Raw genomic sequence first — 24,132 nt, 5'->3', positions numbered from 1 at the left:
GGATCGTAGGCGTGTTGACAGGTTCAGGGAAGTGAAAGAGCCGTACAACAGGCAAGATGGAAGCACCCGAACTACTGGGAGTCGCCGTGACGAGCACCACCCCGCTTCGCCGCCAGCCCGTTCAGCAGCGCAGCGCCAAGAGAGTCGAACGAATGCTCGAGGCCTGCGCGACGCTGATCGACGAGGTCGGCTACGACGGCGTGACCACGACGTTGATCGCGGAGAGAGCGGGCGTGGCGGTCGGTTCGCTGTACCAGTTCTTCCCGGACAAGAGAGCCGTCGTGCAGGCGCTGACGCTGCGCAACGTCGACAGGTTCTCCCAGGGCATCACCGAGCGGCTCGAGCAGGCGACACTCGAGCACTGGTGGGACGCCGTGGACACGGTGTTCGACGTCTACGTGACGATGCACCGCGAGATCCCCGCGTTCGGGAGGCTCCACTTCGGTGACGTCGTGGACATGCGGCTGCTCGACGAGCGGCGCGACAACAACGCCGTCATCTCCGACAAGATCTCCGAGCTGATCTCCGGCCGCTTCGGCATCCCGATGACCGAGGTCCAGCTGCCGATCGCGATCGCCGTCGAGGCCGCCGACGCCGTCATGAAGATGGCGTTCCGCAAGACCGCGATGGGCGACCAGGCGATCTTGGGCGAGGCGAGGGCCCTGGTCAGGGGTTACCTGAAGTCCCGGCTCCCGGCCTAACCGAAGTTCCGGCGCTCGCCGCGGTACGTGGGCACGGTCCGCTCGATGCGGTCACCGTGCACCAGGTGCACCTCGTCGAATCGCTCGAACAGCTCGCCGGCCTTGGCGTGACGCATCCAGACGCGGTCACCGATCTTCAGGTACTCCGCCGCCTTCCCGGTGACCGGCGTCTGCACCTCGCCGGCGCCTTCGAGGCCGAGCGTCTTCAGCCCGGCCGGCAGGTACGGCGACGGTTGGCGGTCGGGCGTAGGCGTGCCGGACGCGATGTACCCGCCGGCGAAGAGCGTCGCGGTGCGCTTGTTCGGCTTGCGCACGACGGACAGCGCGAACAACGCCGCGGGTTCCGGCTTGAACGCCTGGTAGGCGTCGAAGAGCGTCGGCCCGAAGAGCCCCGACCCGGCCGCGAGCTCGGTGACGGACGGGTCCGACCCGGTCAGCTCCAGGCTGCCGGTGCCACCACCGTTCACGAACTCCAGGTCAGCGACCTGCCGGATCGCGCTGATGACGGCGGTTCTGCGCTGAATCAGCTCCGGCCCGGACTTCGACTGGATGAACCGGATCCCGAGCGCACGCAACGGCTGACCGGGCGGGTTGTCCCCCAGCCCGGCGATCTGACCCTCGTACGCCATGACGCCGACCAGCTTGAACCCGCGCCGCTGCGTGATCCGCGCGGCGAGGGCCTTCGCCTGCTGCGGCGTGTGGATCGGCGAACGGCGCGGCCCGATGTGCAGGCCGGGGAACGGCCGCCACGAGACGTCGAGCTCCAGGCAGACCCGAATGTCCGAGTGCGGCCCGATCGCGGCGTCCACGAAGTCGAGGTGCGCCATCGAGTCAACCATGATCGTAACGCGCTGACGTGCGGTTTCATTCGCGGCAAGCTTCTGCAGCGACGCCCGGTCGGCCGTCGGGTAGGCGACCAGCAGGTCCTCGCTGACGTTCTGCTCGGACAGCCACAACGCCTCGGCCAGCGAGTAGCACATGACACCGGAGTAGCCGGGCCGTTCCAGAGCCCGGCTCACCAGATCGCGCACCCGAATCGACTTGCTCGCCACCCGGATCGGATGACCGGCAGCGCGACGGGCGAGGTCCGCCGCGTTGTGGTCGAAGGCGTCCAGGTCGACGATCGCGAACGGAGGATCCAGATCCTTCGTCGCGGCATCGAGTCGAGTTCTGCGCATGCTCTGACGGTACGTCGTGAACCCTTGAAACGTGAAGAGCTTTCACTTACGTTACTCGCAGGTCACACTCTCTCGTGGAGGTTCGGCGTGTGGACGAACTGGGCTAGAACGGCTTCGTGCACCCCTACGCGCGTCGTTCACCCGTCGAGCACGGATGAGATCGCAGCGGCGGTCACGTCCAGCGGCCGTGTCCGCGCGCGGGGCAGCGGTCACTCGTTCAACGACATCGCGGTAGCGCCCGAAGTAGCGCTGGACCTCGACCGTTGGACGGGAATCGTGCGCGCGGACACGGAATCCGGCCTGGTGACTGTCCGCTCGGGCACCCCGCTGCACGCGTTGAACGCCGACCTGCACCGCCTGGGCCTCGCGATGCCGAACCTGGGCGACATCGACGCCCAAACCGTCGCCGGCGCAGTCTCCACCTCAACCCACGGCACAGGCGCCAAGCTGGGCGTCCTCGCCACGACCATCGCCGAGCTGGAACTGGTGCTGGCCGACGGCTCGGTGGTGACGTGCTCCCGCTCCGAACGCCCAGACCTCTTCAACGCAGCCCGCGTGGGCCTGGGAGCCCTGGGCGTGATCAGCACGATCACCCTCCAGTGCGTCCCTTCGTTCGTGCTCCAGGCCTCCGAAACCCCAGGCAGGCTGGACGCCGTCCTGGAACAGTTCGACGACCTGTGCGCCGTCGAAGACCACGTCGAGTTCCACTGGTTCACCCACTCGGACCGCGTGATCCTCAAGCGCAACAACAGGATCCCCGAACCGGCCCGCCCCCTCTCAAAACTCCGCCAAGCGTGGGAGTACGAGGTGATGGAAAACGCCGCGTTCGGCGCGGTGTGCAAGGTGGCCAAGACCTTCCCCCGCTACACCCGGCGCCTGAACGAACTCTGCGGCTCCCTGATCTCCGAGCGTTCCTACTCGGACTACTCGCACAACGTCTTCGTGACCCCACGCCGAGTCCGTTTCGTGGAAACAGAATTCTCCATCCCCCGCGAAACGCTGATGGACGTGATCGCCGAACTCCGAGCAGTCGCCAACCGCCTGGGCGACCGAGACGCCCTGATCGTCCCCTGCGAAGTGCGAGTGGCCCAAGCAGACGACATCTGGCTGTCCACAGCAAACGGCCGCGACACGGCCTACATCTCGATGCACCAGGCCCTGGGCATGCAGTACAAGGCCTTCTTCGACGCGTACGCGAGCATCGCCGCCTCCGTAGGCGGCCGCCCACACTGGGGCAAGATGCACGACCTGACCGCAGAGCAGCTCCGCCCGCTGTACCCGCACTTCGACGACTTCCTGCAGGTACGCAACGAGGTGGACCCAGACAGAACCTTCAGCAACGCGTACCTGGACCGCGTGCTGGGCTGACCGCACGCGGGGCCCCCGCGTACTCCAGGAGAGTACGAAAGCTCCCCGCGTACTCTCAGAGCACGACGCGCACGGCGTCCGCGATCGGCGTCTCGCCGTTCGTCAGCTCCAGCGTCTTGCCGATCGTCTGCGGTGCGGTGAGCAGCTCCGCCAGCACGGCGGCGACGTCGGCGCGCGTGACCGACGCACGGGGCAGCCGAGGCGCGGCCAACGTGACCAGACCCGTGGGTGCGTCGTTCACCAACGGCCCGGGCCGCAGGATCGTCCAATCGAGATCCCGGCCCCGAAGATCCTCTTCCGCCAGCTTCTTCGCCTTGAGGTAGACCGCGAACTCACGATCCACCGAGGGCGAGTCGGCCGACTCGATGCCCACCGTCGAGACCTGGACGAACCGCCGCACCCCAGCCTCAACAGCAGCAGAGGCGAACAAAGCAGCAGCCCCGTAGTCCACGGTGTCCTTGCGAGCGGCCCCAGACCCAGCCCCCGCGCCAGCAGCAAAGACCGCAGCGTCAGCACCGTTCAAATAGGCGGCGACCGAGTCCAGATCAGCGGACTCGAGGTCGCACAGCACCGGAACGGCTCCGGCTGACTGCACGTCGGCGAAGTGATCGGGGTTGCGCACCAGCGCGGTCGCGGTATCTCCACGGGCGGCCAGCTGCTGCTCCAGAAGCAGCGCGATCTGCCCGTGCCCTCCGGCTATGACTACTCGCATAGCCCGACCGTAGATCAGGAAGCGGTGGCGAGCACCTGCTCGTAGACGAGCTCGTTGACCCAGCGGGTGATGGCGGTGTCCTCGGCCGGCACGTTCTCCTGGCGGCCCGACACGTCGACCGAGAGGTCCTTCTCGTCGTCGGCCAGCAGCACCGAGACGCCGTAGCGGCGGACGCGCGGCAGGCAGTTCGACAGGTAGTCGTGCGAGAAGGCGACCGACTCGGGGAGGACGACCGCGGCGTTGCCGTAGCGGGCGAAGGGGACGGCGGACGCGAGCGCGGTGCGCCAGTGGCGGGCGACGGCCAGGACGCCGACGATGCGGACGGCGGCCGGCGGGACGCGGCCTTCCATCTCGGGCCACACCCACGTGGAGACGGTGGTCTTGTCGGCCTCGGGGCCCGCACCCACGCACACGCGCTCGGCGTGGGCGTCGGCCAGGAGCTCGGCCACGACGACGACCTTGCGGCCCATCAGGACCATCTCGGGGAGGACCACTCCGTGCCAGCCGAGGCGGATCGCCGCGGCGGCTGCCAACTCCTCGACGGACGCGGGCAGTTCCGGAACCGGGACCGCGGTCGTCGACAAACCGTTCGAGCTGTCGAGGGCCGCGATCCTTGCTGGGGTGCTGCTCACGCCAGTGCCTCCTCGTCACCCGCGGCGGGCGATCCGCCGCGTTTCGACTCGTGCTCTGGATAAGGATTAGCAGGAAGCGTGCGGCCCGCCCCCAGGTCAAACCACCCCCTGCGATCGACGGCGCCGACCGGTCGGTGACCGGTCGAAGAACGGCACGAGGAGTTCGGTCCTACGGTGCTGCCGTCTGGGTGACGTTAATCCGGATGGACGCACCAAAAGACCTGCTCAGAGTGGGTGCTCCAGGCGTGGGCGCGAAATGCCGGTCAGCGGTACCGGTCACCGTCCGCCGACCGTTCACCGCGTCAGAACGACCACCTACATGATGATCACGGTCTTGCCGGGCCCACGACCTGCGAAAACATCAACAGCCTCGCGCAGGGGCACGCGGCGGGAGATCGGGACTTCGAGGTCTCCTGCCTGCACCATCGACGCGAGCCGCACCAACGTTTCCCGCGACCCCTTCATGCCGAAGTTCTGCGCCGGATCGCTGGAGACGTAGTTGGTGTTGAAGGCCAACGGCGCGTACCGCGCGTTCGCCTCGAACGACGAACGGTCGGCGCTCACGAGGTCGATCAGCGCGTCGGCCTCGACGAGGGAGTCGCCACGGCCGATCGGGATGACCCGCTTGCCCGCCGCGCGGGCGATCTGCACGGCGAACGACCCGACACCGCCGTTCGGCCCGACGATCAGCACGGATTCCGCGTCACCCAGCGACTCGACCAACTGCAACGCCGTCATGCCGGCGGTCGGCAATGCGGCCGCGACGGCGGGATCGAGGTCGTCCGGCAACGGAGCCAACGTGTTCCCGGCCGGAACTGTGACGTACTCGGCGTATGTTCCGACCCCGACGGGGTGGTGGAAGAACGTGCCGAAAATCCTCTCTCCGGAACCGACGACCTCACCTGCCCCATCAGTTCCAGGAACCAAAGGGAACACGTGCGGAGTGGAACCGCGAAGCATCCCGTCGACGACTTTGCGGTCGAACGGGTTCACGCTCGCGGCGAACAACCTCACCTCGAGCTCATCGGGTCCCGCCGAGGGCTCCGGAAGTTCCACGAGTTCGAGCGGAGCACCGAAGTCCGCTGCCGCTATCGCCCACATGCCGACCCCCGAACGAGTGACAGACATCACCTGTTGGATCAAGGAATCCGATACTGCCGATCAACGAAAGAACCCCCCTCGCGATTCCGCGAGAGGGGTTCCTTCTGTCTTTCGATGGGCAAGGGGGGAGTTGAACCCCCACGTCCTTTCGGACACACGGACCTGAACCGTGCGCGTCTGCCATTCCGCCACTTGCCCCTGGAGACGTTGGGAACACTAGCACGCGTCCAAACCAGGTTCCTAATCGACCCCTGTAGGCGTCGTCGTACCCGGATACGATCGGTACAGGAGCGGAGTCCGGGCGGAAGGAGTTGACATGGGCCTGCAACGCTTCGAGCGCAAGCTGGAGGGTCTGGTCGGCAACACCTTCGCGCGCGTGTTCGGCGGCAACGTGGTGCCCCAAGAGGTGGCACAGGCGCTGCAACGTGAGGGTGACAGCAACATCCGCGAGCTCGCGGGTGGCAGACTGCTAGCCCCCAACCACTACAAGGTGTTGCTCGGAGCCCAGGACCACGAGCGTCTTGCGGGCGACGAGCAGGATGAACTACGCATCACCCAGCTTCTCGCAGAGGGCCTGCGAGAGCACCTGGCCGAGTCCGGATGGGATACCTATGGTGACGTCGTAGTCTCCCTGGAGCGCTCCGAGGCGCTGCACACCGGACAGTTCCGAACCAGCTCGTCCGTCGACCCCGACGTGAAAGCGGCCAGCCGACGGTCAGCACCACCTCGCACCGCAGGAGACCGATCCATGAGCCAGCCACCCGGCTACGGACAAGGACAGGGCCAGCCCGGCCAGGACCCTTATGGTCAGGGCGGCTACGGCCAGCAGGGCTACGACCAGCAGCAGGGCTACGGCCAGCAGCAGGGTTATGGCCAGCAACAGGGTTACGACCAGGGCTACGGCCAGCAGCAGGGCTACGACCAGGGCTACGGCCAGCAGGGCGGCGGCTACGGCGGCGGCCAGCAGGGCTATGACCAGGGCTATGGCCAGCAGCAGGGCTACGACCAGGGTTACGGCGGCGGCCAGCAGGGCGGCGGCTACGACCAGGGCTACGGCCAGCAGCAGGGCTACGGCCAGCAGGGCTACGACCAGGGGTACGGGCAGCAGCAGGGCGGCGGCTACGACCAGGGTTACGGCCAGCAGGGCGGGTATGACCAGGGTTACGGCCAGCAGCAGGGCTACGGCCAGCAGGGCGGCTACGACCAGGGCTACAACCAGGGCGGATACGCCCCGCCGGCGACCCAGGGCGCCAACCGCCAGCTCAACGCCACCCTGCACCTCGACGACGGTTCCAACCGCACGTACAACCTCAAGCAGGGTGGAAACGTCGTAGGACGTGGGCAGGAAGCCGACTTCCGCCTCCCGGACACGGGAGTCTCCAGGCGCCACCTGGAAATTTCGTGGGACGGGCAGAATGCGATGCTCGCTGATCTCGGTTCGACCAACGGGACCACGGTGAACGGCACGCCAGTGCAGACTTGGCAGCTCGCGGAGGGCGACGTCGTCCGCATCGGCCACTCGTCACTGGTCTTCCGCACCGCGGGCTAGAGGTCGATACGGGCGTCGGTAAGCAACTCAAGGCAGGAGCGGTTACAACCGGTGCCAGAGCTGGTGATGCAGCTGACCAGAGCGGGCTTTCTCGTGCTCCTCTGGCTCTTTGTGCTGGCCGCCCTACGTGTGGTCCGCTCTGATCTCTACGCAGCCTCAGGGCTCCGGGCGTCAGGTCTGCCCGGTTTCCGGAGGTCCGAGAAGTCGGCGAGGGGAAGCAAGGCGCCTCGGCAACTCGTGGTCACCCACGGGGCGCTGACCGGCACCCGCATCTCGCTCGACGGCAGGCCGATCCTGATCGGCCGCGCTGACGACTCCACTCTCGTCCTGGACGACGACTTCGCGTCGACCAGGCACGCGAGGCTGTCCATGCGCGGTACCGACTGGTACGTGGAGGACCTCGGCTCCACGAACGGCACCTATCTAGACCGAGCCAAGGTCACCGCACCCCTGCGTGTACCGCTCGGCACCCCGATCCGCATTGGCAAAACGGTGATCGAGCTGCGCTCATGACCTTGGTTCTTCGATACGCGGCCCGCAGCGACAGGGGCCTGGTTCGCTCCAACAACCAGGACTCCGTGTACGCGGGCCCTCGCCTGCTCGCAGTCGCCGACGGCATGGGTGGCCACGCCGCCGGTGAAGTCGCGAGCAAGGTGGTCATCGCCTCGCTGGCCCACGTCGACGACGACGAGCCTGGCGACGACCTCCTCGGCAAGCTCCGCGACGCGGTCGCGGCCGGCAACGGCGCCATCTCCGAGCTCGTGACGAGCGACCCGGATCTGGAGGGCATGGGCACCACGCTCACGGCCATCCTGTTCGCGGGCAACCGCCTCGGGCTCGTGCACATCGGCGACTCGCGCGCGTACCTCCTGAGGGAGGGCATGTTCGCGCAGATCACGCACGACGACACGTTCGTCCAGTCGTTGATCGACGAGGGCCGGATCACGCCGGACGAGGCCGCCACGCACCCGCAACGCTCGTTGCTGCTGCGTGCGCTCACCGGCCACGACTTCGAGCCCAGCCTCACCGTGCGCGAAGCACGCGTCGGCGACCGGTTCCTGCTCTGCTCGGACGGTCTGTCCGGGGTCGTGAGCCTGGAGACGCTCGACGAGGCGATCCGCATCCCGGACCCGCAGTCGTGCGCGGACCGGATGATCGAGCTCGCGCTGAAGGGCGGCGGACCCGACAACGTCACGGTGATCGTGGCGGACGTCGAGGACGTCGACTTCGGCGACGACTACCCGATCCTCGGCGGCGCGGCCGGTGATGGCAGCGAGGAGCACAACACCCCGCCGGACTCCGCGGCCTCGCGGGCGAGCGCGCTCACGCAGCAACGCCCGCCGATGCCGCAGCGGGTGGAGGCACCTCCGCCGCCGCAGGACCCGAAGCGCAAGAAGAGGAACGCGCTCAAGGCGTTCGCGATCATCTTCGTGCTGCTCCTGTTGACCGCCGTCGTGGCGGTCGGCGGCAAGCTGTGGCTGAACACGCAGTACTACGTCGGCGCCACCGAGGACGGCCAGGTCGCGATCTTCCGCGGCCTCAACGGCACCGTGCTCGGCTTCAAGCTGTCGTCCAAGGTCGAGGACTCGTGCCCGCCCGGGTCGACGGGCTGCAGCCCGATCACGTTGAAGGACCTGCAGGAAGCCGGCCGCAAGACCATCACCGCGGGCATCCGCAGTGACAACGGCCTGGACGGCGCGCGCGCCGCGGTCAGGTTGCTGCGCACCGAGTACATCCTGCCGTTGTGCAAGGACACGTCGTCGACGTCGACCACCACGACCACGACGACGACCACCCCCACGACGACGAGCCCGCCGCCTGCGAACGGTTCACCCGACACCGGGACGACCGGGCCCACCGAGACGCCGCCCTCCTCGACCGCGCAGAAGGTCGGCGTGGAATGCCGGGAGGGTCCGTAGTTGAGCTCGCCCGTCCCCACCGGGGAAGGCTCGCCAGGCGCGTCGGTGGCGACGAACACGTCGCCGGGACTGCGACCGCCCACGCGGCGCGGCACCGAGCTGGTGATGCTGTCGTTCGCAGCCGGTCTCGTGACGCTGGCGCTGATCCTGGTCGAACTCAACCAGGAGCGGTCGCTGAGCATGAGGATCGTCTACCTCGGACTCGCCTACCTGGGCCTCTTCGCCTGTGCTCACCTCGCGGTCCGCAGGTGGGCGCCGTACGCGGACCCGGTGATCCTGCCGTGCGTCGCGTTGCTCAACGGGCTGGGTCTGGTGACCATCCACCGGATCGACCTCGCCCTGGAGGGCGTCAAGTACCTGGACGGCTCGACCTGGGAACCGGTCGCGTTCAAGCAGGTCATATGGACCGCGATCGGGTTGTTGCTGTTCGCGGCGACGTTGAAGTTCCTGTCGGACCACCGCACGCTCGCACGGTTCGGCTACACGTTCGGCCTCATCGGTCTCGTCGCGCTGATGCTGCCCGGTGTGCTGCCGGGCTTCATCGCGCCCGAGATCAACGGCGCGAAGATCTGGCTGCGCATCGGGCCGCTGTCCATCCAGCCCGGTGAGTTCGCCAAGGTCCTGCTGATGGTCTTCTTCGCGGCGTTCCTGGTGTCGAAGCGGGACCTCTTCACCACGGCAGGCCGCCGGTTCCTCGGCATGGATCTGCCGCGTGCGCGTGACCTTGGACCGCTGTTCGCGGCGTGGGGCGTCACGGTCGCGGTCATGGTGCTGCAGAAGGACCTCGGCTCATCGCTGCTGTTCTTCGGCATCGTGCTCGTGCTGCTCTACATCGCCACCGAACGGGCGGCATGGGTCGTGCTCGGCGTCGGCCTGTTCTCCGTCGGCGCGGTCATCGCTTGGAAACTCTTCAGCCACGTCCAACAGCGCGTGGCGAACTGGCAGGATCCGATCGCGCGGTACGACCTGCCCATCGGCGGCGGCTACCAGATCTCGCAGTCGCTGTTCGGCCTTGCGACCGGGGGCATCGGTGGCGCCGGCCTCGGTGCCGGCCGCCCGGAGATGATCCCCGAGGCCAACTCGGACTTCATCACCGCCGTGATCGGTGAGGAACTCGGGTTCGTCGGCCTCGCCGCAGTGCTGCTCGTCTACATGGTTCTCGCTCTGCGCGGTCTGCGCGGAGCCATCTCGGTGCGCGACAGCTTCGGCAAGCTGCTCGGCGGCGGTCTCGCGTTCGCGCTCTGCTTCCAGGTGTTCATCATCGTCGGTGGTGTCACCAAGCTGATCCCGATGACGGGTATCACCGCGCCGTTCCTGTCCTACGGCGGTTCGTCGCTTCTCGCGAACTACATCCTGGTCGCGTTGCTACTGCGAATTTCTGCCTCGGCACGGGCTCCACAGCGGGCTCCCAAGCCGAAACCGCAACAACCGGCTATCGCCGACCAGCACACTGTGATGGTGGAGCGTCCCAAATGAACACACCGCTCCGCCGCGTCGGCATGGCCATGATGGTCATGATCCTGCTGCTCCTGGGCAACGCCACGTGGGTGCAGGTCATCAACGCCGACGAGTGGCGCAAGAACCCGTACAACCGCCGGGTGCTGCTCGACGAGTACGCCCGCAAGCGCGGTTTGATCATCGCTGCCGACGGCACGACGATCGCGGACGTCAAGGAGACGACGGACCGTCTCAAGTTCCTGCGCACCTACAGCAACGGCCCCGCGTACGCGCCGGTCACCGGGTACCTGTCGGTCACCTACGGCACCTCCGGCATGGAGCGCGCCGAGAACGACCTGCTGAACGGCTCGGACGACCGGCTGTTCGCGCGCCGGATCTCCGCGCTGATCACCGGTCGTGACCCGGTCGGTGGCAACGTGCAGCTCACCCTGCAGCCGAAGGTCCAGCAGGTCGCGTACGACCAGCTGACCTCCAAGGGCTTCACCGGCTCGGTGGTCGCGATCAAGCCGGACACCGGCGAGATCCTCGCGATGGTGAGCACGCCGTCCTACGACCCGAACCTGCTCGCGAGCCACGACGCGGACGAGCAGGCGGCCGCGTGGAAGCAGCTCAACGCAGAGGGCTCGAACGACCCGCTGGTCAACCGCGCGACGCAGGCCCTCTACCCGGCCGGTTCGACCCTCAAGGTCATCGTCGCCGCGGGCGCGCTCGCCGACGGCAAGAACAAGGACACGCAGTACACCGCCGCCGGCACCATCAAGCTGCCGAACACGCAGACGGACCTGCCGAACTTCAACGGCACCCCGTGCGGCCCCGGTCAGACGGTGTCGATGGAGACCGCGCTCGCCAAGTCGTGCAACACGGCGTTCGGCGAGATGGCGGGCCAGCTCGGCGCGAACAAGCTGCGCAGGCAGGCGGAGAAGTTCGGCTTCAACGACCCCGGTCTCAAGGTGCCGCTGCCCGTCGAGACCTCGACGCTCGGCGCGATCCCGGACGAGGCGGCGCTCTACCAGACCGGCATCGGCCAGCGCGACGTGCAGATCACGCCGCTGGAGAACGCCGTGGTGGCCGCGACGATCGCCAACGGCGGCAAGCGCATGCAGCCGTACCTCGTGTCGAAGATCCTCGGCCCGGACCTGAAGGGGATCGAGGACACCGAGCCCGACGAGGTCGAGACCGCGATGAGCAAGGACAACGCGACCGCTCTGCGCGACATGATGATCCAGTCGGAGATCAACACCGGTGGCCAGGGCATCGGCGTCCAGGTGGCGTCGAAGACCGGTACCGCCGAGCACGGCAACGACCCGTTGAAGACCAAGCCGCACGCCTGGTACATCGCGTTCGCGCCGGCGCAGAAGCCGGAGATCGCGATCGCGGTGATCGTGGAGGACGGCGGCGACCGCGGTCTGGGTGCCACCGGTGGCAAGGTCGCCGCCCCGATCGGGCGCGCTGTGATGAACGCGTACCTGGCGGGTCGCTGATGCTGACCACGGGCCAGCTCCTCGCCGACCGCTACCGCCTGACCAGGCGGATCGCGGTCGGTGGCATGGGCGAGGTCTGGGAAGGCGCCGACGAACGGCTCGACCGGCGGGTGGCCGTGAAGGTCCTCAAGGCCGAGCTGTCCGGCGATCCCGAGTTCCTGCACCGCTTCCGCACCGAGGCGCGGATGACCGCGTCGCTCAACCACCCCGGCATCGCGTCGGTGCACGACTACGGCGAGACCGCGTCCGTCACGGACGGACCGGAGGACACCGCGTACCTCGTCATGGAGCTCGTCGAGGGCGAACCGCTCGCGACGATCATCTCGCGCGGCCGGCTGACCGCCGACGTGACGCTCGACCTGCTGGAGCAGACGGGCAACGCGTTGCAGGCCGCCCACGAACGCGGGCTCGTGCACCGGGACGTCAAGCCGGGCAACATCATGGTCACGCCGTCGGGCAAGGTGAAGATCACCGACTTCGGCATCGCGAAGGCCGTGGACGCCGCACCCGTGACACGGTCCGGCATGGTGATGGGCACCGCGCACTACATCGCGCCCGAACAAGCTCTTGGTGGAGAGGCCGAACCGGCGAGCGACGTTTACTCGTTGGCCGTGTGTGGCTACGAATGCCTGGCCGGACACCGGCCGTTCCTGTCGGACAACGCCGTGACCGTCGCGATGATGCACATCCGCGACATGGCGCCGCCGTTGCCGCCGGACGTGCCGCCGGGTGCCCGTGCGTTGATCGAGGCGACGCTGGTCAAGGACCCGCGGCAGCGCTACCGGACCGGTGGGGAGTTCGCCGCCGCGGTCAGCGCGGTGCGGGTGGGCCAGCCGCTGCCGACGCCGTCCGGGTTCGCCATGCCCCAGGTCGCGCCGCAGCAGGTGGCACCGCCTCCGCCGCCACCGCAGGTGTCGCAGCCACTGCCGATTCCACCGCAGATGGCCCACCACCAGGGCCGTCCCGGCACCCACCCGGCGATGCCACCGGCGCACCAGACCGGCACGTTCACCCCCATGCCGACACCACCGGGGAGAAACCGGACCGTCGTCTGGGTTATGGTCGCTTTCCTGGTGACCGTGCTGCTGGTGCTCGGCGTGGTCCTCGTGTGGCAGTGGGCAGTGAAGCCGAACACTGGCAACGGGCAAGGTGACCGACCGACCACGTCCAGCTCGGTGAACCCGCCGGCGAACGGACAGGGGAAGCCCGACTCGGCTGATCGGATACCGGGCAACGCGCTGATGCAAGTCGACGAGGACGACTACATCGGTCGTTCCGGCGACGAGGTCAAGACAGACCTGATCGGCCACGGCCTGGATCCCAGGGTGCAGAGCCCCCAGGGCACAGCGCCGGGCGACCTGAAGAAGTGCAGGGTCACCGCCATCTCGCCGACAGGCGGGGTGCCGGCTGGCTCGCAGGTGAAGGTGACGTGCGCGCCATGAGCAAGACAAGAACCGAGCTGGGAACACCGTCGACTAGGAGCGGGACGAAGCACCGATGAGCACTCCGCGACTGCTCTCAAACCGCTACGAACTGGGTGAGACCCTCGGGTACGGCGGCATGTCCGAGGTCCACAAGGGGCGGGACGTCCGCCTCGGCAGAGACGTGGCGATCAAGGTGCTGCGCGCTGACCTCGCCCGCGACGCCCAGTTCCAGGAGCGCTTCCGCCGCGAGGCGCAGAACTCCGCGGCGCTGAACCACCCGGCGATCGTCGCCGTCTACGACACCGGCGAGACGCAGACCGAGTACGGCCCGCTGCCCTACATCGTCATGGAGTTCGTCGACGGGCGAACGCTGCGCGACATCGTGAAGACGCAGGGCCCGCTGTCGGGCAAGCGCGCGATGGAGGTCATGGCCGACGTCTCGGCCGCCCTCGACTTCAGCCACCGGCACGGCATCGTCCACCGCGACGTGAAGCCCGCCAACGTGATGATCACGAAGTCCGGTGCCGTGAAGGTGATGGACTTCGGCATCGCCCGTGCGATACACGACGGCCAGGCCGCGGTCACCCAGACCGCCGCGGTGATCGGCACCGCCCAGTACCTGTCGCCCGAGCAGGCGCGCGGCGAGTCCGTCGACGCCCGGTCCGACGTCTACGCGGCCGGCTGCGTGCTGTTCGAGCTGTTGACCGGCGAGCCGCCGTTCACCGGCGACTCCCCCGTCGCGGTCGCGTACCAGCACGTGCGGGAAGACCCGAAGGCGCCGTCGTCGCTGAACCCGAAGGTGTCGCCGCAGCTCGACGCGATCGTGCTGAAGGCGATGGCGAAGGGTCCGGCGAACCGCTACCAGTCGGCCGCGGAGATGCGGGCCGACCTGGTGCGCGTGCTGTCGGGTCAGCGTCCGTCCGCGCCGGCCGTGATGACGGCCGAGGACCGCACCGCCGTGATGAACGAGCAGGCGTCGCGCACCCCGCGCACGCAGGTGATCTCCGGTGGTGGTGGCGGCAGGCACCGTCCCGCGGCGTTGAAGTCGGAGCCGGACGACGACTACGACCCGATCGCGGACGAGGAAGAAGAGCGGCGCGCCAAGCGCAAGAAGGCCATCATGATCACGCTCGTGGTGATCCTGTGCGTGGCCGTGCTCGGCCTCGCCGCGTGGATCACCTCGAGCATCATGGACACCAGCAACAAGGCGACGGAGAAGGTCCCCGTTCCGTCGATCGTCGGCCTGAGCCCGTTGGACGCCAAGGAGAAGATCCAGAAGGCCGGCCTGGTGGCCGCCACCGAGGACGTCGCCTGCGAGCCCGGCCCGAACGGCGCTGCCGCCAAGTGCACGGCCGACCAGATCAACAAGGTGGTCGGCACGAACCCGCCCGAGGGCAGCCAGGTCAGCAAGGGTTCGACGGTCACCATCTCGATCGGTGCGCCTCCCGGCGAGGGCACCGTGCCCGACCTGACGGGCAAGACCCCGCAGGAGGCGCAGGCCATCCTGGACAAGGATCCGAACGGCTTCAAGCTGCAGCAGAGCGCCGACGCCGTCGAGGTCGACGACCAGACCAAGGTCGGCAAGGTCGCGAGCCAGAACCCGGCGAACGGCCTGAAGCTCAAGAAGGGCGGCACGATCACGATCCAGCTCGGCAAGGCACCGGAGAAGCAGAACGTGCCGAACGTCGTGGGCAGTGACGTGAACGACGCGCGCCAGACGCTCGAGGGTTCCGGCTTCAAGGTCAACGTCGAGCAGGTCGACAGCGCGCAGCCGGAGGGCCGGGTCGTTTCGCAGAACCCGACCGGCAACAGCAAGGCTGCCAAGGACACGCAGGTGACGATCAGGGTCTCGAAGGGCAACCAGCTCGAGATGCCGGACCTGACGGGCCTGTCGCAGAAGGAAGCCGAGAACAAGCTCAGGTCGCTGGGCTGGAACGGCAACCTCAACATCGAGGAACAGCCGGTCACCAACGTCTCGCAGGACAAGAAGGTGGTCGCGCAGAACCCCGGCAAGGGTCAGCCGTTCACCAAGGGGTCGACCGTGACGCTGACGATCGGCAAGTTCGGCGTCGTGACGACGTAGCGGGTTTTCGAATCGGGGCGGCTTCCACTGCGGAAGCCGCCCTTTTTCGTTACTGGCGGGCGGCGGCGGCGAGCGTGCGCATGCCGGTCTCGAGCTGCGCGACCGTGGCCTCCGGCACCTCGAAGCCGCAGACCGCGAGCCAGTTGGCGAGCATCCGGTGGCCGCCGTCGGTCAGCACCGACTCGGGGTGGAACTGCACACCCTCGACCGGAAGTTCCTTGTGGCGCATGGCCATCACGATGCCGGTCTCGGTCTTGCCGGTGACCTCGAACTCCGCGGGGATCGTCTCCGGCAGCACCGTCAGCGAGTGGTAGCGGGTCGCGATGAACGGCTGCGGCACGCCCTTGAGCACACCCTTGCCCTCGTGGAAGACGATGCTCGTCTTGCCGTGCAGCAACTCGGGCGCGCGGTCGACCGTTCCGCCCCACACCACACCGATCGCCTGGTGGCCGAGGCACACGCCGAAGACCGGCTTGCCGGTGTCGGCGCACTTCTTGATGACGTCGATGCTCGCGCCCGCCCGCTCCGGCGTACCGGGGCCGGGGCTCACGAGCACGCCGTCGACATCGTCGATCTCGTCGAGGTCAACCTCGTCGTTGCGCCGCACGACGCACTCCGCACCAAGCTGAGCGAGGTACTGGACGAGGTTGTAGACGAAGCTGTCGTAGTTGTCGACCACGAGCACGCGCATGGACAGAGCCTAGTCGGTCGAGTCGAGTGAGTTAGCTCTCGTCTTCCTTGAGGTTAGGCTACCCTAAAATAGGTGTCATGAGTTCTTTGCGCGTCGCCGTCGTCGGCGCCGGCCCAGCCGGTGTGTACGCGGCCGACATCCTGACCAAGTCCGACGTCGACGTGCAGATCGACCTCTTCGAAAAGCTCCCGGCGCCCTACGGCCTCGTCCGCTACGGCGTCGCACCCGACCACCCGCGCATCAAGGGCATCGTCACGGCACTGCAGAAGGTGCTCGACAAGCCGTCGGTCCGCTTCTTCGGCAACGTCGAGTACGGCGTCGACATCAAGCTCGACGACCTGCGCCAGTTCTACGACGCGGTCATCTTCTCGACCGGCGCGTCGTCCGACCGCCCGCTGGACATCCCGGGCATCGACCTCCCCGGCAGCTACGGCGCTGCGGACTTCGTGTCCTGGTACGACGGCCACCCGGACGTCCCGCGCACCTGGCCGCTGACCGCTACGTCGGTGGCAGTCCTGGGCGTCGGCAACGTGGCACTCGACGTCGCGCGAATCCTCGCCAAGACCGCGGACGAGCTCCTGGTGACCGAGATCCCGCAGAACGTCTACGAGGGCCTCAGCTCGTCACCGGTGACCGACGTCCACGTCTTCGGCCGTCGCGGCCCGGCTCAGGCGAAGTTCACGCCCCTGGAACTGCGCGAACTGGACCACTCGCCGAACGTCGAGGTGATCGTCCACGCCGAGGGCATCGAGTTCGACGAGGCCTCCATGGCCGCGATCCGCTCGAACAAGCAGGTCGAGATGATCGTGAAGACCCTCCAGGAGTGGGCGATCCGCGACGAGGGCACCCGCCCCCGCCGCCTGCACCTCCACTTCCTGGAGGCACCGGTGGAGGTCCTGGGCACGTCCCACGTCACGGGCCTGCGCACCGAAACGCAGGAGCTGACCGGCGATGGCAACGTCCGCGGCACCGGCGTCTTCACCGACTGGGACGTCCAAGCCGTGTACCGCGCGGTCGGCTACCTCTCCACGCACCTGACCGACATCCCGTTCGACCACGTGTCCGGCACGATCCCGCACCTCGCCGGCCGAGTGCTGGACCTGGACGAGGTGCCGATGCCCGGCGTGTACACGACGGGCTGGATCAAGCGGGGCCCGATCGGCCTGATCGGCCACACCAAGGGCGACGCGCTGGAAACCATCACCAGCCTCCTCGAGGACGTCCCGTCGCTCCCCCGCTGTGCCTCGCCGTCACCTTCCGCCGTGGTCGAGTTCCTCTCGCAGCGCGGCGTGCCGTTCGTGACGAACGAGGGCTGGAGCCGGCTCGACGCGCACGAGATCGCCCTGGGCGCGGCGCACGGCCGGGAGCGCGTGAAGGTCGTGTCGCGCGAGGAGATGACCTCGATCTCGAACGGCTGAACGGCCGTTCCCCGATGAAGCCGCCATCGCGCGGGCGCGGTGGCGGCTTCACCATTTCGCTCGCGGCGGCACGGACACTGGTTCGGTGAACCCCGAGCTCCGCGACCGCTTGCTGCGCCTCGACCTGGACCGGGTCACGTACGCGCTCGACCCGGCGCAGGCCGTGTTCCTCGCCTGCGACCTCCCGGGTGGCGGGGTTCGGCTCACCGGCGTTGTGCGACCTCGCCGGCGAGTCCCCCACGCGTCTGGAGGCGAACGACGCCGACCTGGTCATCAGGCAGATGCTCGTCGAACTGGGCCTGAAGCCGATGGCCTTCGACGAACCGAAGCAACTCCTCGGTGGCGGTGAAGCGTCCCGCCCGCAGCTCAGCCCCGTGATCCTAGAAAACCGGCCCCAAACCTGCGAACGAAACCGAGCCGCATCACTGCGTGGTGACGTTGTTGAACGGCAGCTTCGGCTCCGCCCACGGGAACACCACGAACATCAGCAGGGCGACGATGCCGACCACCAGCACGACGGCCTCGACCACTCGCAGATACAGCGGGCCCGGCAGGTGCCGCCAGATCCAGCCGTACATCAGCCCTCCGTCATCTCTGGCGGCACGAAGCCGTCGGCCACCGGGTAGCTCTTGGTCTCGATGGCGTGCACGATCAGGCGCTGCCGGTCGGAGAAGCGCGGGTGGCAGGTCGTCAGGGTGAGCAGCCGGGCCTGCTTGTCGGCGGGCACCGCGGCGGCGGTCTGGTACGGGATCGGGGCGATGACCTCGCCCTGGGTCGGCAGCACGATCTCCTGGCCCACGGTCTTGGCGTAGGCGTCGCCGAGGGTGGTCGAGAGCGGGGCCACGCCGGCGCAGGCCGGTTGCTTCGCCTTCGGGTTCGAGGCCCAGCCCGCCACCTCGCTGCTCATCGGGAGCACGCGGTAGACGAACCACTGGGTCTGGGTCTGCACGACCACGGCGTTGCAGGACTCGAGCAGGTCGAGGTCGTTGAACGGCGCGCCCTTGCCGACGCGGTGGCCGGCGATGGCGAAGTTGCCCGCCTCGCCCGGTTGGGCGGTGTCCTTGTAGTGGCCCGGGCCGATTTCCAGGTGCTTGTCGGTCGTGCCCTCGACCACCGAGAACTTCCAGTCGCTGCCGAAGACCGGGATGTACATCTTCGCGAAGGCCTTGCCCTCGATGAGGTTCAGCTTCGACTGGCGGTTCGGGTCTGCCGGGGGCGGCGTGACGGTGTTCGAGCTCCACTCGGAGTCGAGCGCGGCAGTGGCGTCCTGCTGCTTCTCGGCCGAGAGCAGGTCGGTCACGTAGACCTCGTAGACGACGAACAGGAGCACGACCAGGCCCATCGTGATGAGGGCCTCGCCGACGCCGCGGACCGCTTTGCGCCCGAGGCTCTCCGGTGGCAGGGCGTCCTTCTCGTCCTCGTCGTAATAGTCGTCGTCGTAGTACTCGTCGTCGTAGTCGTCCTCAACGCGCGGGATCACCTCGGTGGGCGGATCGACCGGGCGAGGACGCGGCGGCATTCCCCGAGCCGGCATCCCCTGGCCCGGCATCCCCCTGGGAGGGGTTCCGCGAGGAGGCACGCCCTGGGGCGGCATTCCGCGCGCCGGCGTGCCGGGGGCCTGCGGCGGCGGGCCTTGTGGACGGCGCGGCGGGGCACCTGCAGGGGGCAGACTGCCGGAGAATGCACTGGTGAACTGGGTCGCGTCGGGCGGAGGTAACGGGCGCGGCGACGGTGTGGCCCGCACGTGCTGCAGGTCGTCACGACGGGGTGCAGGACGCCTTGGAGGCGGCTGCTGCGGTCCCGAGTTCACCTGAGAACCTCCGCGCGGACTGTGAACTGAAAACAACTGCGTCTTCCAGGTGGTTCGCTGACCACCTTCGCTACGTTAACGTGTCTCCCGAGTAGTGCACGTAAACTAGCGTCACTCACGGATATCCACGTCAGGCGAGGACAGCATGCCCAAGTCGAAGGTCCGGAAGAAGGCGGTCTACACCGCACCCACTGACCGCCGCACGCCGGTCAAGGTCAAGGCAGCGGGGCCGTCTCACCCGGTCTACGTCGTTGTGATGCTCGGCTTCATGCTGCTCGGTCTCGCGTGGCTGGTCGTCAACTACATCGCGGCCGAGAAGATCCCGTTCATGCTCGAGCTGGGCGCGTGGAACTTCGCCATCGGCTTCGCGCTGATGATCATCGGTCTGCTCATGACGATGCGCTGGCGGTAGCCACGCACGAGGCTCATCAGCTCACTGTTCGTAGAGGTCGGCCCGGACGTCACACGTCCGGGCCGACCTTTGTTTCCACCGAGTTCACCTGGTTCATCCGAGCGTCACCGAAGCACACGGCTGTAAGTCATCCCCATTGGGGACAAGTCCTGTGGACAACTTTGCGCGAAATTGCACAAGCGTCGGTTTCCCCTCATGCGGACCCGTTCAGTTGTCCACATTTCATGCGGGACACTCGACGGTGTGACTCGCACCTGGTCGACTCCCGCCCCGCTCGTCGCCGTCGCGTGGGCGCTCGCCCTCCTGCTCGCCGTCGCGACGTTCCTCGCTGACGACAACGGGGGCCGTCTCCTCGTCGGACTGGCAACGTTGCTGGTCAGCTACCTCGCGGCGTTCGCGACGATCGCTCGCCCGCGACTCACCGCCGACGTCAACGGGCTCGCCGTGCGCGGGATCGCGAGCACGACGCTGCTGCCGTGGCACGAGGTGAAGGTCAAGCTGCAGACCACCCGGCGCCTCGGCAGGGAACAGCAGACATTGGAACTCGACGCCGACGACCGTCTCGTGGTGCTCACGAAACTGGACCTCGGCGCCGACCCGGAAGAAGTCGCCGGCGTGCTGCACGCACTGCGGCCGTGAATTAGAGGCAGACGACGTTCATGAGGCTGTTCGCGTGCAACGCGAACATGCCACCGATCAGCACGAGCGCCGCCACCACGGCAGCGATCTGGTAGAGGTTTCGGTTCTCGCGCGGCGCCTTGACCATCGCGAGCGTCACCAGCCCACCGACCACGACACCACCGAGGTGCCCGAGCAGTGAGGCGTCGGTGAAGAGGTTCGACACGAGGTTGATCACGACGATCACGACGACCGTGGAGATGTCGCGCTTCTTGCGGCGCCACACCACGAGCAGCGCGCCCATGATGCCGAACACCGCACCGGAGGCGCCTGCCAGCCGGTCGCACACGCCGCCGAAGTAGAACGCGGCCGCGTTGCCTCCGAGCAGCGCCAGGAAGTACACGACGCTGAACCTCAGCCTGCCCAGCTCCGGTTCGACGTGGTACCCGGCGATGTAGAGGACGCCCATGTTGAGCACCAGGTGCCAGAGCCCGTAGTGCATGAAGCCGGACGTGAGGATCCGCCACCACTCGCCGTTCGCCGCGAGCACGGGATCCAGCACGGTCGCCTGGAAGATCGCCGAGGTCTGGTTGGTGAACAGGCTGCCGGACTGCGCCACGGTCAGCAGGTACGCGATCACGTTCAACGCGATCATCACCGGCGTGACGATCAGACGCCCGTCCGACTGCTCCGCGCCGACCATCGTGCGCGCGCGCCGGACCGTGCGCTTGCCCTCGTTCACGCAGTCGACGCACTGCAAGCCGACCGCGGCGTCGCGCAGACAGTCCGGGCAGGCCGGACGGTCGCACCTGGTGCAGCGCAGCCGGGTGGGCCGATCGGAATGACGTGCGCAGACCGGGGTTTCCGGCTCCGCTCCGATCGGCCCGTCCGGTGGCACGAGGGCGTCGCTCACGCGCGTTCGATCGTGATCCGCTCGATCTTGATGTCGTTCACGGGACGGTCGCCCGCACCGGTCGAGGTGTTGCCGATCGCGTCGACGACGTCGCGCGACTCCTGGTCCGCGACCTCACCGAAGATCGTGTGCTTGAAGTTCAGCCACGTCGTCGGCGCCACGGTGATGAAGAACTGCGAGCCGTTGGTGTTCGGCCCTGCGTTCGCCATCGCGAGGATGTAGGGCTTGTTGAACTGCAGGTCAGAGGTGAACTCGTCCTGGAAGCGGTAGCCGGGGCCACCGCGGCCGGTGCCGGTCGGGTCACCGGTCTGGAGCATGAAGCCCGCGATGACGCGGTGGAACAGGGTGCCGTCGTAGAACGGGCCCGAGTTCGTGCCACTCGCGTTCGCCTCGGTGTAGTTCTTCGTGCCCTCGGCGAGCCCGACGAAGTTCGCCACCGTCTTGGGGGCGTGGTCGGGGAACAGGTTGAGACGGATGTCGCCCTGCGTGGTGTGCAGGGTCGCCGTCACCTTGGTCCCGACGAAGGATTCGTTGCTGTCAGCCACCACCCCATCGTGCCATCCACGGGCGGGGATGTTCAGAAAGGGGCACCATGGGGTACTTGCAGCACATAACCGGACGACAACGTGTGGAGCACAGAATGGACGAGGTGGACGTCATGACCCGTGCCGGCGAGTCCGTTGGCAAGGCTGTCGGCACCGGTCTGAAGGCCGCGCGTCAGGGTGTCGTTCGCGCTGGTCACGCCGCTGAGGTGAAGCTCGCGGAGCGTGGCATCACGGCTGACCAGGTTCGCGGCGCGCTCGTCGAGCGGGCAGACACGCTCATGGGCAAGGCCGAGGACTGGGAGAAGCAGACCCGCCGCTCCCGCAAGCGCCTCGCCAAGAAGAGCGCGAAGACGCGCGCTGAGCTCATGAGCAAGGCCGAAGAAGTACGCAAGGAAGTTCGCAAGGCCGCCAAGCACGCGCGCAAGGACGCGAAGGCGCGTGCCAAGGAGATCCGCAAGGCTGCGGGCAAGCTCGGCGCCGACGCACCGAAGAGCCGCAAGTGGCCGTGGGTCGTCGGTCTCCTGATCGCGGCCGCGGTGGCCGGCTACGTCGCGTTGACGCGCAGGCCGGAAGAGGTCCACCTGCAGGACGAGGAGCAGGCCCCGCTGCCGGAGCCGGTTCTCAACGGGCAGGTGCCGACCCAGAAGGAACCCGTCAAGTAGGTCGAGAAACAGCAGAACGGGTGGTCTTCCGTCTGGAAGACCACCCGTTCGCGCGTCTTCAGAGCTTGAGGCCCTTGATCGCCTCGTCCGCGATGCGGCGAGCCTTGATCGACTGCTTCTGGTTGCTCGTCACGACCACGGCGGCAGTGCCCTTTGAGACGGCGTACACGACACCGGTGTCGTTGCTGACGTACCCTCCGGTCCATCCGGCAGGTGAGCTCGCGGGCTGCGACCCGTCCGGTGCCGCCTCGTTCACGATCAGCTTTGCGACTCGCTCGTCACCGACGTAGACACGAACGCTCAACTGAATTTCAGTCGCGTTGGCGTAGAAGAAGCACGCCGGGTGCGGTTCGTCCGTTGACAGTTTCACCTTCGGCACACGCTGACCGTTGGCCTCGGCCACGTAAGTCGTCGCCAGGTACGGACAGGCACCGTCCTTCGCGGGCTGCGGCGCGGCCGGCACGGTCGCAGCGGCGCTGGTCGTAGCGGTTGCCTGCTTGCTTTGAGGCGCGGGAACCGGCGTGCTCTGAACGACCTCCGCACCGCACGCGGCGAGTACGCCGAGCAAGGGCAGCAACAGTGCGCGTTTCATAGGAGCAACAGTCAACCAGACCGTGAAAGCCATCCGTCCGGCAGAGTAGATGATCGTTCAACTTCTTTCGCCCTGCCCGGAAGGACCACTCACCATGCAGTTTCTGGAGCAACGACGTGACCAGGCTTTAGCCCTGTTTCGGATCGTGGTCGGCCTGCTCTTCGTGATGCACGGGGTGCAGAAGGTCATGAAGGGAACGCCGCTGCTCTCGTGGCCGGGCGGCCCCGCGAGCCTCATCGAGTTGGTCGGAGGCACGCTGATCCTGATCGGCCTCTGGACGCGGTGGGCGGCGTTGATCAGTTCCGGCGCCATGGCCTACGCCTACTTCGTGGTGCACCAGCCCAAGGCGTTGCTGCCGATCGCGAACGGCGGCGAGCTGGCAGCGGTCTACTCGTGGACCTTCCTGCTGCTGGTCTTCACAGGCGCCGGCGCGTGGAGCATCGACCAACTCCGCAAGTCGTCGAAGAAGTCGCTGACCAACGTGTGACGTCTGCTGCAAACACACTGAAGCCCTGTTCGCTGCGGCGGCGAACAGGGCTTCAGTGAAAGCAGATGGAGACGAGGGGAATCGAACCCCTAACCCCCGCCTTGCAAAGGCGGTGCTCTGCCAATTGAGCTACGTCCCCGAAGATCCGGGGCGGCAAGCCGCCCGCGAGATCAGTCGGTGGGGGCGGTGGCCTCGCGCCACAGGTCCGCATCGGCCTTGGCCGAACGGCTGCGCTTCACGAAGAACAGGACCGCACCGGCAACCACGACGAGTGCGATGATCTTCTTAGCCACTTCGAATCCCTCCCAAGACTGTAAACCCAGCGACCCCACCACGTTACAGCACCACCGGAGCTCCGGGGCCGATCAACTGTGATGG

At 67.5% G+C, this 24,132-nt stretch carries 24 protein-coding genes, 2 tRNA genes and 1 pseudogene; 14 read left to right on the top strand and 13 right to left on the bottom strand.

The window, feature by feature from the left end:
- The first annotated feature begins 56 nt into the window (after nucleotides 1-56).
- The gene (locus ACFOWZ_RS14675; protein WP_382372520.1) at nucleotides 57-701 is read left to right on the top strand and encodes a TetR family transcriptional regulator; all 645 of its coding nucleotides are present in this window, start codon (nucleotides 57-59) and stop codon (nucleotides 699-701) included.
- On the opposite strand, the gene ACFOWZ_RS14670 is transcribed toward ACFOWZ_RS14675, so the two are convergent.
- On the bottom strand, nucleotides 698-1,879 hold the full coding sequence (locus ACFOWZ_RS14670) for an amino acid deaminase/aldolase (RefSeq protein ID WP_382372518.1): 1,182 nt from the start codon (nucleotides 1,877-1,879) through the stop codon (nucleotides 698-700). The genes ACFOWZ_RS14675 and ACFOWZ_RS14670 overlap by 4 nt on opposite strands.
- A gap of 87 nt (nucleotides 1,880-1,966) precedes the next feature.
- Between ACFOWZ_RS14670 and ACFOWZ_RS14665 the strand changes: the two genes are divergently transcribed.
- Complete coding sequence (locus tag ACFOWZ_RS14665) at nucleotides 1,967-3,247, top strand: D-arabinono-1,4-lactone oxidase (protein ID WP_382372516.1); 1,281 nt, start codon at nucleotides 1,967-1,969, stop codon at nucleotides 3,245-3,247.
- 55 nt (nucleotides 3,248-3,302) lie between these two features.
- Here ACFOWZ_RS14665 and ACFOWZ_RS14660 read toward each other — a convergent pair whose 3' ends face one another.
- The 4 genes from ACFOWZ_RS14660 to ACFOWZ_RS14645 form a co-directional block, all read right to left on the bottom strand.
- Nucleotides 3,303-3,959: an NAD(P)H-binding protein gene (locus ACFOWZ_RS14660; protein ID WP_382372514.1), complete on the bottom strand. Its 657-nt coding sequence runs from the start codon at nucleotides 3,957-3,959 to the stop codon at nucleotides 3,303-3,305.
- Between the two features lie 14 nt (nucleotides 3,960-3,973).
- A complete protein-coding gene (locus ACFOWZ_RS14655; RefSeq protein ID WP_382372513.1) occupies nucleotides 3,974-4,591 on the bottom strand; it encodes a hypothetical protein in 618 nt (205 codons plus the stop codon).
- A 315-nt stretch (nucleotides 4,592-4,906) separates the two neighbouring features.
- Nucleotides 4,907-5,719 carry an NADP-dependent oxidoreductase gene (locus ACFOWZ_RS14650; protein ID WP_382372511.1) on the bottom strand — a complete coding sequence of 271 codons (813 nt, stop codon included), beginning with the start codon at nucleotides 5,717-5,719 and terminating at the stop codon, nucleotides 4,907-4,909.
- A gap of 88 nt (nucleotides 5,720-5,807) precedes the next feature.
- Nucleotides 5,808-5,890: transfer RNA gene (locus ACFOWZ_RS14645), tRNA-Leu, on the bottom strand.
- 118 nt (nucleotides 5,891-6,008) lie between these two features.
- Here ACFOWZ_RS14645 and ACFOWZ_RS14640 point away from each other — a divergent pair.
- From ACFOWZ_RS14640 to pknB, 7 genes are read left to right on the top strand one after another with little or no spacing between them, the layout of a single operon-like run.
- Nucleotides 6,009-7,241: a DUF3662 and FHA domain-containing protein gene (locus ACFOWZ_RS14640; RefSeq protein ID WP_382372509.1), complete on the top strand. Its 1,233-nt coding sequence runs from the start codon at nucleotides 6,009-6,011 to the stop codon at nucleotides 7,239-7,241.
- Between the two features lie 51 nt (nucleotides 7,242-7,292).
- Entirely contained in the window at nucleotides 7,293-7,754 is a 462-nt protein-coding gene (locus ACFOWZ_RS14635; protein WP_030465595.1) for an FHA domain-containing protein FhaB/FipA, read from the top strand.
- On the top strand, nucleotides 7,751-9,160 hold the full coding sequence (locus ACFOWZ_RS14630) for a PP2C family protein-serine/threonine phosphatase (RefSeq protein WP_382372506.1): 1,410 nt from the start codon (nucleotides 7,751-7,753) through the stop codon (nucleotides 9,158-9,160). Before ACFOWZ_RS14635 ends, ACFOWZ_RS14630 begins: the two co-directional genes overlap by 4 nt.
- On the top strand, nucleotides 9,161-10,636 hold the full coding sequence (locus ACFOWZ_RS14625) for an FtsW/RodA/SpoVE family cell cycle protein (protein WP_382372504.1): 1,476 nt from the start codon (nucleotides 9,161-9,163) through the stop codon (nucleotides 10,634-10,636). It begins immediately after the preceding gene.
- Complete coding sequence (locus tag ACFOWZ_RS14620) at nucleotides 10,633-12,099, top strand: peptidoglycan D,D-transpeptidase FtsI family protein (RefSeq protein ID WP_382372502.1); 1,467 nt, start codon at nucleotides 10,633-10,635, stop codon at nucleotides 12,097-12,099. The genes ACFOWZ_RS14625 and ACFOWZ_RS14620 overlap by 4 nt, the downstream gene beginning before the upstream one ends.
- A complete protein-coding gene (locus ACFOWZ_RS14615; protein ID WP_382372500.1) occupies nucleotides 12,099-13,541 on the top strand; it encodes a serine/threonine-protein kinase in 1,443 nt (480 codons plus the stop codon). The genes ACFOWZ_RS14620 and ACFOWZ_RS14615 overlap by 1 nt, the downstream gene beginning before the upstream one ends.
- A gap of 55 nt (nucleotides 13,542-13,596) precedes the next feature.
- Nucleotides 13,597-15,606, top strand: coding sequence for a Stk1 family PASTA domain-containing Ser/Thr kinase (gene pknB / locus ACFOWZ_RS14610; RefSeq protein ID WP_382372498.1), 2,010 nt, complete (start codon nucleotides 13,597-13,599; stop codon nucleotides 15,604-15,606).
- 49 nt (nucleotides 15,607-15,655) lie between these two features.
- Here the strand turns inward: pknB and ACFOWZ_RS14605 are convergent, their stop codons facing one another.
- Nucleotides 15,656-16,297, bottom strand: a complete 642-nt coding sequence (locus ACFOWZ_RS14605) for an aminodeoxychorismate/anthranilate synthase component II (RefSeq protein WP_382372496.1) — start codon at nucleotides 16,295-16,297, stop codon at nucleotides 15,656-15,658.
- 77 nt (nucleotides 16,298-16,374) lie between these two features.
- On the opposite strand from ACFOWZ_RS14605, the gene ACFOWZ_RS14600 reads away from it, so the two are divergent.
- Complete coding sequence (locus ACFOWZ_RS14600) at nucleotides 16,375-17,715, top strand: FAD-dependent oxidoreductase (RefSeq protein ID WP_382372493.1); 1,341 nt, start codon at nucleotides 16,375-16,377, stop codon at nucleotides 17,713-17,715.
- Nucleotides 17,716-18,137: 422 nt separating this feature from the next.
- On the opposite strand, the gene ACFOWZ_RS14595 is transcribed toward ACFOWZ_RS14600, so the two are convergent.
- Nucleotides 18,138-18,293, bottom strand: coding sequence for a hypothetical protein (locus ACFOWZ_RS14595; protein ID WP_169774241.1), 156 nt, complete (start codon nucleotides 18,291-18,293; stop codon nucleotides 18,138-18,140).
- Nucleotides 18,293-19,195 carry a class E sortase gene (locus tag ACFOWZ_RS14590; protein ID WP_382372491.1) on the bottom strand — a complete coding sequence of 301 codons (903 nt, stop codon included), beginning with the start codon at nucleotides 19,193-19,195 and terminating at the stop codon, nucleotides 18,293-18,295. The genes ACFOWZ_RS14595 and ACFOWZ_RS14590 overlap by 1 nt, the downstream gene beginning before the upstream one ends.
- A gap of 475 nt (nucleotides 19,196-19,670) precedes the next feature.
- Between ACFOWZ_RS14590 and crgA the strand changes: the two genes are divergently transcribed.
- Together crgA and ACFOWZ_RS14580 are read left to right on the top strand one after the other, a co-directional pair.
- Nucleotides 19,671-19,937, top strand: coding sequence for a cell division protein CrgA (crgA, locus tag ACFOWZ_RS14585; RefSeq protein ID WP_030465604.1), 267 nt, complete (start codon nucleotides 19,671-19,673; stop codon nucleotides 19,935-19,937).
- A 243-nt stretch (nucleotides 19,938-20,180) separates the two neighbouring features.
- A complete protein-coding gene (locus ACFOWZ_RS14580; protein WP_382372488.1) occupies nucleotides 20,181-20,576 on the top strand; it encodes a PH domain-containing protein in 396 nt (131 codons plus the stop codon).
- A gap of 1 nt (nucleotide 20,577) precedes the next feature.
- Here ACFOWZ_RS14580 and ACFOWZ_RS14575 read toward each other — a convergent pair whose 3' ends face one another.
- Nucleotides 20,578-21,468: a rhomboid family intramembrane serine protease gene (locus tag ACFOWZ_RS14575; RefSeq protein ID WP_382372486.1), complete on the bottom strand. Its 891-nt coding sequence runs from the start codon at nucleotides 21,466-21,468 to the stop codon at nucleotides 20,578-20,580.
- Nucleotides 21,465-22,013, bottom strand: a complete 549-nt coding sequence (locus ACFOWZ_RS14570) for a peptidylprolyl isomerase (protein WP_030465607.1) — start codon at nucleotides 22,011-22,013, stop codon at nucleotides 21,465-21,467. Before ACFOWZ_RS14570 ends, ACFOWZ_RS14575 begins: the two co-directional genes overlap by 4 nt.
- Before the next feature lie 95 nt (nucleotides 22,014-22,108).
- On the opposite strand from ACFOWZ_RS14570, the gene ACFOWZ_RS14565 reads away from it, so the two are divergent.
- A complete protein-coding gene (locus tag ACFOWZ_RS14565; protein WP_382372483.1) occupies nucleotides 22,109-22,675 on the top strand; it encodes a hypothetical protein in 567 nt (188 codons plus the stop codon).
- A gap of 58 nt (nucleotides 22,676-22,733) precedes the next feature.
- Here ACFOWZ_RS14565 and ACFOWZ_RS14560 read toward each other — a convergent pair whose 3' ends face one another.
- Nucleotides 22,734-23,267, bottom strand: coding sequence for a DUF2020 domain-containing protein (locus tag ACFOWZ_RS14560; protein WP_382372481.1), 534 nt, complete (start codon nucleotides 23,265-23,267; stop codon nucleotides 22,734-22,736).
- A 94-nt stretch (nucleotides 23,268-23,361) separates the two neighbouring features.
- Here ACFOWZ_RS14560 and ACFOWZ_RS14555 point away from each other — a divergent pair, with 94 nt between their 5' ends.
- A complete protein-coding gene (locus tag ACFOWZ_RS14555; RefSeq protein WP_382372479.1) occupies nucleotides 23,362-23,754 on the top strand; it encodes a DoxX family protein in 393 nt (130 codons plus the stop codon).
- A 66-nt stretch (nucleotides 23,755-23,820) separates the two neighbouring features.
- Here ACFOWZ_RS14555 and ACFOWZ_RS14550 read toward each other — a convergent pair.
- A tRNA-Ala gene (locus tag ACFOWZ_RS14550) sits at nucleotides 23,821-23,893 on the bottom strand.
- 34 nt (nucleotides 23,894-23,927) lie between these two features.
- Nucleotides 23,928-24,047, bottom strand: a pseudogene (locus tag ACFOWZ_RS14545) (DLW-39 family protein); the annotation flags it as partial.
- Between the last annotated feature and the right edge of the window lie 85 nt (nucleotides 24,048-24,132).

The sequence above is a fragment of the Lentzea rhizosphaerae genome, from assembly GCF_042649515.1.
In the GTDB taxonomy this organism is placed as follows: domain Bacteria; phylum Actinomycetota; class Actinomycetes; order Mycobacteriales; family Pseudonocardiaceae; genus Lentzea; species Lentzea aerocolonigenes.
Note: the sequence above shows the minus strand (reverse complement) of the source record. Positions and strands in the feature narration are given on the sequence as shown.

Bases quoted from the DNA above. Each gene is read 5' to 3' on its own strand.
- ACFOWZ_RS14675 (WP_382372520.1), top strand. From the start codon at position 57: ATGGAAGCACCCGAACTACTGGGAGTCGCCGTGACGAGCACCACCCCG.
- ACFOWZ_RS14670 (WP_382372518.1), bottom strand. From the start codon at position 1,879: ATGCGCAGAACTCGACTCGATGCCGCGACGAAGGATCTGGATCCTCCG.
- ACFOWZ_RS14660 (WP_382372514.1), bottom strand. From the start codon at position 3,959: ATGCGAGTAGTCATAGCCGGAGGGCACGGGCAGATCGCGCTGCTTCTG.
- ACFOWZ_RS14650 (WP_382372511.1), bottom strand. From the start codon at position 5,719: ATGTCTGTCACTCGTTCGGGGGTCGGCATGTGGGCGATAGCGGCAGCG.
- ACFOWZ_RS14640 (WP_382372509.1), top strand. From the start codon at position 6,009: ATGGGCCTGCAACGCTTCGAGCGCAAGCTGGAGGGTCTGGTCGGCAAC.
- ACFOWZ_RS14630 (WP_382372506.1), top strand. From the start codon at position 7,751: ATGACCTTGGTTCTTCGATACGCGGCCCGCAGCGACAGGGGCCTGGTT.
- ACFOWZ_RS14620 (WP_382372502.1), top strand. From the start codon at position 10,633: ATGAACACACCGCTCCGCCGCGTCGGCATGGCCATGATGGTCATGATC.
- ACFOWZ_RS14615 (WP_382372500.1), top strand. From the start codon at position 12,099: ATGCTGACCACGGGCCAGCTCCTCGCCGACCGCTACCGCCTGACCAGG.
- pknB (WP_382372498.1), top strand. From the start codon at position 13,597: ATGAGCACTCCGCGACTGCTCTCAAACCGCTACGAACTGGGTGAGACC.
- ACFOWZ_RS14605 (WP_382372496.1), bottom strand. From the start codon at position 16,297: ATGCGCGTGCTCGTGGTCGACAACTACGACAGCTTCGTCTACAACCTC.
- ACFOWZ_RS14600 (WP_382372493.1), top strand. From the start codon at position 16,375: ATGAGTTCTTTGCGCGTCGCCGTCGTCGGCGCCGGCCCAGCCGGTGTG.
- ACFOWZ_RS14595 (WP_169774241.1), bottom strand. From the start codon at position 18,293: ATGTACGGCTGGATCTGGCGGCACCTGCCGGGCCCGCTGTATCTGCGA.
- crgA (WP_030465604.1), top strand. From the start codon at position 19,671: ATGCCCAAGTCGAAGGTCCGGAAGAAGGCGGTCTACACCGCACCCACT.
- ACFOWZ_RS14565 (WP_382372483.1), top strand. From the start codon at position 22,109: ATGGACGAGGTGGACGTCATGACCCGTGCCGGCGAGTCCGTTGGCAAG.
- ACFOWZ_RS14560 (WP_382372481.1), bottom strand. From the start codon at position 23,267: ATGAAACGCGCACTGTTGCTGCCCTTGCTCGGCGTACTCGCCGCGTGC.
- ACFOWZ_RS14555 (WP_382372479.1), top strand. From the start codon at position 23,362: ATGCAGTTTCTGGAGCAACGACGTGACCAGGCTTTAGCCCTGTTTCGG.